The 6,719-nt window shown below is 51.7% G+C and carries 9 protein-coding genes; 4 read left to right on the top strand and 5 right to left on the bottom strand.

The genetic code is table 11. From position 1 onward, the window contains the following. The first annotated feature begins 352 nt into the window (after positions 1–352). Positions 353–832, top strand: coding sequence for a hypothetical protein (locus tag TU74_RS24345; RefSeq protein WP_141228787.1), 480 nt, complete (start codon positions 353–355; stop codon positions 830–832). A gap of 51 nt (positions 833–883) precedes the next feature. Then, positions 884–1,432, top strand: a complete 549-nt coding sequence (locus TU74_RS23890) for a stationary phase growth adaptation protein (RefSeq protein ID WP_082149931.1) — start codon at positions 884–886, stop codon at positions 1,430–1,432. Positions 1,433–1,633: 201 nt separating this feature from the next. Here TU74_RS23890 and TU74_RS22605 read toward each other — a convergent pair whose 3' ends face one another. Further along, positions 1,634–2,068, bottom strand: coding sequence for a hypothetical protein (locus TU74_RS22605; protein WP_048377708.1), 435 nt, complete (start codon positions 2,066–2,068; stop codon positions 1,634–1,636). Between the two features lie 1,219 nt (positions 2,069–3,287). Here TU74_RS22605 and TU74_RS22600 point away from each other — a divergent pair. Together TU74_RS22600 and TU74_RS23885 are read left to right on the top strand one after the other, a co-directional pair. After that, positions 3,288–4,124: a replication initiation protein gene (locus TU74_RS22600; RefSeq protein ID WP_048377707.1), complete on the top strand. Its 837-nt coding sequence runs from the start codon at positions 3,288–3,290 to the stop codon at positions 4,122–4,124. A gap of 65 nt (positions 4,125–4,189) precedes the next feature. Further along, positions 4,190–4,582, top strand: a complete 393-nt coding sequence (locus tag TU74_RS23885; RefSeq protein WP_241485606.1) for an entry exclusion protein 1 — start codon at positions 4,190–4,192, stop codon at positions 4,580–4,582. Between the two features lie 184 nt (positions 4,583–4,766). On the opposite strand, the gene TU74_RS24340 is transcribed toward TU74_RS23885, so the two are convergent. The 4 genes from TU74_RS24340 to TU74_RS22585 form a co-directional block, all read right to left on the bottom strand. Then, entirely contained in the window at positions 4,767–4,943 is a 177-nt protein-coding gene (locus TU74_RS24340; protein WP_157315210.1) for a hypothetical protein, read from the bottom strand. Positions 4,944–5,143: 200 nt separating this feature from the next. Further along, positions 5,144–5,419 (bottom strand): hypothetical protein, encoded by a 276-nt coding sequence (locus tag TU74_RS22590; RefSeq protein WP_048377705.1) that lies wholly within the window; start codon positions 5,417–5,419, stop codon positions 5,144–5,146. A gap of 385 nt (positions 5,420–5,804) precedes the next feature. Beyond that, entirely contained in the window at positions 5,805–6,323 is a 519-nt protein-coding gene (locus TU74_RS23875) for a recombinase family protein (protein WP_241485605.1), read from the bottom strand. Beyond that, positions 6,316–6,719: IS3 family transposase (locus TU74_RS22585; protein ID WP_048375663.1), on the bottom strand; the 404-nt coding region annotated here is incomplete at its 5' end. The genes TU74_RS23875 and TU74_RS22585, both read right to left, overlap by 8 nt.

The raw sequence follows: 6,719 nt of genomic DNA, 5'->3' as shown, positions 1-6,719 counted from the left end.
GAAACAGCACGATCAGAGGAAAGAGCCGTGAATTAAAGACAAGAAGGGTCTGTTTTTCGGCCGACTTGGATTTTTTGAACCTCAAGCAGCGAGGGCCTCAAAAATCGGTGGGTACTTCAGACCTTCCTTAGGTTTGTAGAGAATACGGATTCGCGCCCGTTCTTGGATCTTACCTAAAAGGTATTCTGGTAACAACAGGCATTTTTCAAGAAAGAAAACACCAACAAATAATTGTTAACCTCGCATATCCCTTAGACTGGCTCCTTATCCTGTAGGAAAACAGCATCACAGGGCTTGCTTACCTCCAAAAACGAATACATAGTATGCGCATACACAGTATGCGGATAGAGCTATGCTTTCAGTGCGATTAACAGGCGATACCCAAGACCAGCTTGACTATTTATCAATGCGGACGGGTGAAAGTAAGAACTCTATTATTAACAAAGCACTTATTGAATATTTGAAAAAAAATTCTCTTGGTGAAGCTCCTTTATCGGAAAATATTCAAGAGCATAGACACACTATGCTTATGAAGAAAAGGGATGATAAGGGGACGTTTTTAAAAAAAATAAAGAACATTGAAAACTGGATAACCGAACAAAAAATCTGGACAAAAAACAGTGAGCATCCTGTAACAATATCCGGCGAACCAACGCCTGGGATTTATGGGAGAAACATAGTTACAAACTATTACGTCGATGAAGAAGATAATATATACATCATTAGTAAGTATATATCTTGGCCTGCCGCAAGTGGGATAGACCAATACCATGCGTATGTTACATTATACGATGAATGGGTTGAATTCATGAAAATTGTTGCATTTAAATAGCTTAAGTAACTAACCGGTAGCTTCGGCACATGCTGATCTAAGGGATAGAAATTGAAACTTGATGAAGTAACACAATGGACACCCTTTACCCCAGCAGGTGGCGCCCCTGAAGACCTATCCTTCCTGGATGCACACAAGGTCACTTATAAGCATGAAGCGGCTGGAAAACCTACGATTACCTATGATTTTTGGGTAACGTATTCTTTTCACTGTTTTGCGAAAGACTATACCCATTTGACTGATGCTGAAAGAGCTATACTAATGTACCACGCACCTAAGGACTCAAGACCTTTTTGCTATGTACGGTACAATCTAGCAAAACAGTATTTGAAGGCGATTATAGAAAATTTGGGTTCTCCAGGTGTCATAGTTAGACATGCGGGATATGAAAGCTATGCGACTTCAAAAATAATAACCGAAGACGGCAAAGAATTATGGTACTTTGTACCATTTAGAGTTTATCGAGAATTTAAGAAATTCAGGATACACGTTACTAGTGCTTATCCTGAAATGACTAATAGTGGAGGCGGTAAAGTAGGATTCTTTACAATAGCTCATTGTTTGAAGACTGGCAAAAAGCTACCAACTCCACACAAATAAAATAATTATATTTCAGAAATAACAAGGCCCGCTTAAGCGGGCCTCGCCAGAAAATTTCTTTCTGGTATTCAGAACGCATTTACCAGGGCTTGGCCTGACCGATTTGCATCGGTAGCGGGATGTCTGGAAAACCAGTCTGCTGCATCCGTGCGCTTATTATAGGGCTGTCACACCTCATGTCAATCTCGTTGAAATCGAGGCCTACGGCTTCTGCTCACGGTTGGCACGTGTGCGCAAGGCCATGATTACCTGAGCTGAAAACGCCTGAATATCCTCATTATGAAAAATCAGGTGCGCTCGATGCGACTTGGTTTCCTCGTCCCACAGCTCTAAATCTTCCATTCGAAACTGATGCTTACCCTGGTACGTAGCAGCAAGGTCAGCAGCCAAGCTGCGCGCGGCTTCTCCAGGCGTCGCTATGGTCCAATCAATGATGTCGGCTGTCTGTTCGCCTGGTGATCGCTGCGTGACGCCCTGGGCGGAAGCACAGGCAAATTCGTTGTAGATCTGCGCGCCAAGCTCGGGATCATCCGCAGGATTTCCCGGGCACAGCCGCGGCTCCCAAGGAAGCACGAAGGTCGATTGGCCGAGAACTTCTTGCCGGACGTAGTCCGAAGGTTTTGCTAAACGCTGCATGAGGTTTGCTCCCAGGCGAAAATCGCATGGTAGCGCACCCAGAGCGGCCAAAAGCCGCTCTGATAAACCGACGGCGAAGACGGCGGAAAACAGCCGGACAGACGCCACCCGAGCCCACGAGGGAGGGAGGAAAAATGGCCCCCAGGCCGAATTTTTCCGTTCTGCCCTGGTGCAGCCCGTTCAGGGCGAAACCAGGGTGCGCAGCATCCGGCAGCACCGCTTCCGTGCGCGTCAGGTGAAACCGGACCAACCTGGTTACGAGCCGAAGCAGCAGAGGAAGGGACGAAGTCCCGCACCGATGCGTCGCACAGTCTCAGAAAGTAGGTTGGTCCGGCTTTGCCGGGCGCGCACGCGGGTGAATTTTCGAGACAAGCCCGTCCAGGGCACAGGGGAGGAAAGAGGGTGGAGGCTCGCGCAGCGAGTCGGAGCCCTGAAAGCCTGACGGGGCGCTCCCCCGGAAGGTTTGGGCGTCCCGCAGGGCGGCCACGACAGACCGAAGGGATGGCGCGCTGTGGTTCTGCTTTTGTCTTGGATTATCTATTGTCTGATCTATTGGGCCTTCTATTGCTGCAGCTATGGCTTCAGCAATAGGAGTCCCATAGGAAGAGTACAAAGGTGAAAAGGTACAAAAGGGCAAAACGCCAAAAGCATTCGCGCTACGCGCTCACCAGCTCGACCCCCAAAGGGGGACCCCCACTCTCTGGGATCAGATCCAAAACGAATGCTTTCACACGCGAAATTAAGAGCACCATCACCATTCCCTGAATGGCGCTGAGCTCCGGTTCACCACCGTCACTGATTACTCGTTTTTATCGGCTGTGAGCCCACTAGAGACACTTGGATGCTCCTAGCCGCAAAGTGGCACCACTGCGCTCCATGGAGCGCTTAAACAAAGTCTCCAGCCTATGGCTGGGCATTATTGGGGAGGGGGAGCCACGAAGTGGGGGAACCCCGTAGGGGTGCCCCGGCAGAGCCGCGCTTTTTTACATTTGTGCCAGAGCGCGTTTTTTCGCTTCGACGCTATTTTTCCTTTTCCCTTTTCCCTTTTAGAGTGGCTGGAGGCCACGAATTACGTGACTTACAGACCTAATAAAGGGACGGATTGACGGTTTAAAGGGGACGGATTGACGGTTTAAAGGGGACGGATTGACGGTTTAAAGGGGACGGATTGACGGTATTAAAGGACAAGTCTAGAGTAGTCCTAAATAAGGGAGGATGCATGATTCAAGACCGTCAGCTCATCGTAAAGTCGAATCACATTATCGAAGCATCGTACCGTCTGAGTGTTGCCGAACAACGTGTCATCCTCTCCGCGATCAGTCAGGTACGCCGCGATAAACCGGTAACCGATGAAGTGATGTACAGCGTCACTGCAAGCGATCTTGCACAACTATGCGGTACAGATCCCAAGACAGCCTATCGTGACCTCCAGAATGCTGCTGAACGCTTACAAACCAGGCGCGTGAGCCTTGTCCTAGAGCCGGATGGCATAACAATCCGATCCAAGCGCCGTCGCGTCACATGCTGGGTTCAGACGGTCGATTACATCGATCAGGAAGGCCGCATTGAGATGCGCTTTGGCAAAGACATCCTCCCGTACCTGACCGGCCTCCAGCGAGAATTCACACGCTACGCGCTATCTGACGTAGCTAAGATGACCAGTGCTTATGGCATCCGTCTTTATGAGTTGCTAGCTCAATGGCCAGAAGGCCATCGCGAAGTAGCACTAGATGATCTGCGCCGCTGGCTCCAGCTCGAAGACCGTTACCCCTCGATCAAGGATTTAAAGCGCCGGGTACTTGATCCAGCTGTTGAACAGATCAACGAGCATAGCCCTTTGAAGCTTACGTGGAGCCAGCGTAAAACAGGTCGCAAGGTCACACACTTAGTGTTCGACTACAGTCCCAAAAGCACTGCTAGACCCTCAAAAAATGCGGATACCAAAACCAAGCGCAGCAAACTGTCAGATGACGATATCGCCAAACAAGCACGTCCTGGTGAAACTTGGGAGGCTGCTCGCTCGCGCCTAACTCAATTGTCTTTGGGTTTGACGTGATTTTTGTCCTGAGCTTTTGGATTAAGATTCCAGCTCTTTGGCACACTCTGGCACAGCACTAAAACATGGCATGGCACACCCTCAACGAAGCCGTGAAACTAACCGGCAGAAGTCGACGATCCATCTATAGAGATATGGATAGAGGCCTTGTTTCATATGGTTTAGACGCTTCCGGAAATCGTCAGTTTGAAACATCCGAACTGATGCGCGCTTATGGCGCTTTGGTATCCGTGGCACAACCTGACACACCCGAGATGGCACACCTTGGCACAAACAAGCAATGGGACCAGGTAATAGCTGAACTACAGGCTCTCCGTAAAGAAATCCAAGAACTACGTGCCACAGTTCTACTCATCGAGCACAAACCCGAATCTCCACCGGTGGCCAAACCCTTAGCCTCTGAAAAGCCTCAGGAGCCCGCCACCTGGTCAAGTCTGTTTAGCGCCCTGGACGACTAACAGTTTCGCGGACGCGAAACTTTCCCTTGAGCCGCAGGCGAATGGGCAAGCTGTGGAGTGGGCCGGTAGGCCTACTTCACCTATCTTGCCCCCCTATTCAGCAGACTTAATCCGTTGCGTCGGCTGTTCTTTTTCCGTTCTCGTATCTTTTTTTACCGTTTTTTTCGCGTTGTTTTTCGCGCGCTCAGCCGTTGTTTAAGGAGTCGGTCCTCTGCTGCTGCACAACCGCGGCCAACAGCCACTTGCGCGCCTCCTGAGCGCGACGGGTCTCATCATCCACCTGCCGGCTGACGTAAAGCGGCAGCGCCAGGGCCTCGTCCTGGTCGTCGCCCGGCTCAATAAATCGCGGTACCGAATCCATGCTGTTCATCCTGTAGCCCCACAAGTGTCAGTGGCCCCTCAAGTTTTAGTAGAGGCATGGGTAATGTACGCAATGAAGGGGTTGACCCGGCCCCCCTGCGAAGGACGCTGGAGATTCAATCCGTGCTAATCGTTGGGTTGGAGGCATATGCTGAAGCTAGGGGCCTATGGGAGTCCCTTGTAAGAGACTTTGAGCAGCTCTCACAGCTCGACGGCAAAACCCTTGATGCCCTGAGCGTCGGCAAACCGACCGACCGCGGTCAGGCTGGCCCAGGTGCGCAGCGCTTCACGCCGCGAGCGCACCGGCAGCCAACGGCTACCGGCGCCGCCCAAGCGCACCGGCAGCCAACGGCTACCGGCGCCGCCCAAGCGAATCGCCAGCCCCCATTTTTCGCCGTGCCGACTGACCAGCACCTCGCGCACCGCGCCGCCCTCGAGCATGGCCCGCAGCGCGTCTTCCTGAATGCCGGCTCGCATCAAAACAACTCCTCTTGGATTTTCTGTTCCACGATCATCCCTAAGTCTCGGAAGGGATATTGGCCATGCACGCGGTGAGCTGGGCAACCCAGAGCATGGTTAAACGCCCCTGGGGCGGTGAAGTGCTGAACACAATCACAGCGCCGGCAGCCCACCCAAGGGCCATCGAGCTTCCAGCACTTGTTCCAAAGTTGCAGCGGCAAATAGGGCACGAACATTAAAAAGCAGGCCTCTGGGCATGAAGGACAGGGGCTGAATGCGCGTAAAACCCCTCACTAGGGGGATGGTAGGCCAGACCCCACCCCTCTGGCGTCCAACCGGCAGCAAAAAGCCCACCGGAGTGGGCTTGGATGACGGGGGTCATTTAACGAATGTCCCGTTCAATCTATTGAGGCAACGCACGGTATAGCGTGGCTCGATGCACCCCCAAAAGACGTGCAACCTCGGCCACTGATTGACCTTCATTAATCAACCTACGTGCATGGGTTATCTGCTCAGAAGTCAAAACAGGCTTTGGCCCAAATCGAACGCCTTTGGCTTTCGCAGCAGCTCGGCCAGCACTGGTTCGCTCGCCAATGAGAGAGCGCTCGAAGTCAGCAATCCCGGCGAATATCGTTAAAACCATGCGCCCAGCTGGAGAGGTGGTGTCGGCCCATGGCTCAGCAAGTGAACGCAGACCTGCACCTGAAGTTTTGAGTTGTTCTGAAATGTGGAGCAGGTCGGTTGTTGACCTAGCCAATCGATCCAACCGCGTTACGGTCAGTACATCACCTGGTCGCAAATGATCGAGCAGCCGAATCAGTTCAGGACGGTTTTGCTTAGCCCCACTGACCTTTTCTTCAAAAATTCGCTGACAACCGTTTTGCTTTAGGGCAATCTGAATCGCCCCGGGTTTTCTAGACACTCTCCAGGCTCGCTGCGTAACGCTTTTCAAACTCTACCGGTGACAGCTGATTGTTGAAACTGTGGCGTCGTTTTGGGTTGTAAAACATCTCGATGTAATCGAACACATCATCCCGAGCATCCTGGCGTGTAGTGTAGATTTTACGCTTGATCCGTTCCCGCTTTAGCAACTGGAAAAAGCTCTCCGCCACAGCGTTGTCGTGGCAGTTACCTCGACGACTCATGCTGGCCACCAGGTTGTTAGCTTTCAAGAAGCTTCGCCAGTCCGAACTGCTGTACTGACTGCCTTGATCCGAGTGGATCATCACCTCTTGCTTCGGCTTACGTCTCCAAACCGCCATCAGCAGTGCATCAATGGCTACGTCGCTGGTCATCTGCGACTTCATTGACCAACCAA

It is taken from the genome of Pseudomonas lundensis (assembly GCF_001042985.1).
Lineage (GTDB): Bacteria > Pseudomonadota > Gammaproteobacteria > Pseudomonadales > Pseudomonadaceae > Aquipseudomonas > Aquipseudomonas lundensis.
This window is presented reverse-complemented; position numbering and strand designations above follow the sequence as displayed.

Coding starts and splice junctions, on each gene's coding strand:
- TU74_RS24340 (WP_157315210.1), bottom strand. CDS start 4,943: ATGGATTCGGTACCGCGATTTATTGAGCCGGGCGACGACCAGGACGAG.
- TU74_RS22590 (WP_048377705.1), bottom strand. CDS start 5,419: ATGCGAGCCGGCATTCAGGAAGACGCGCTGCGGGCCATGCTCGAGGGC.
- TU74_RS22600 (WP_048377707.1), top strand. CDS start 3,288: ATGATTCAAGACCGTCAGCTCATCGTAAAGTCGAATCACATTATCGAA.
- TU74_RS22605 (WP_048377708.1), bottom strand. CDS start 2,068: ATGCAGCGTTTAGCAAAACCTTCGGACTACGTCCGGCAAGAAGTTCTC.
- TU74_RS23885 (WP_241485606.1), top strand. CDS start 4,190: ATGGCATGGCACACCCTCAACGAAGCCGTGAAACTAACCGGCAGAAGT.
- TU74_RS24345 (WP_141228787.1), top strand. CDS start 353: ATGCTTTCAGTGCGATTAACAGGCGATACCCAAGACCAGCTTGACTAT.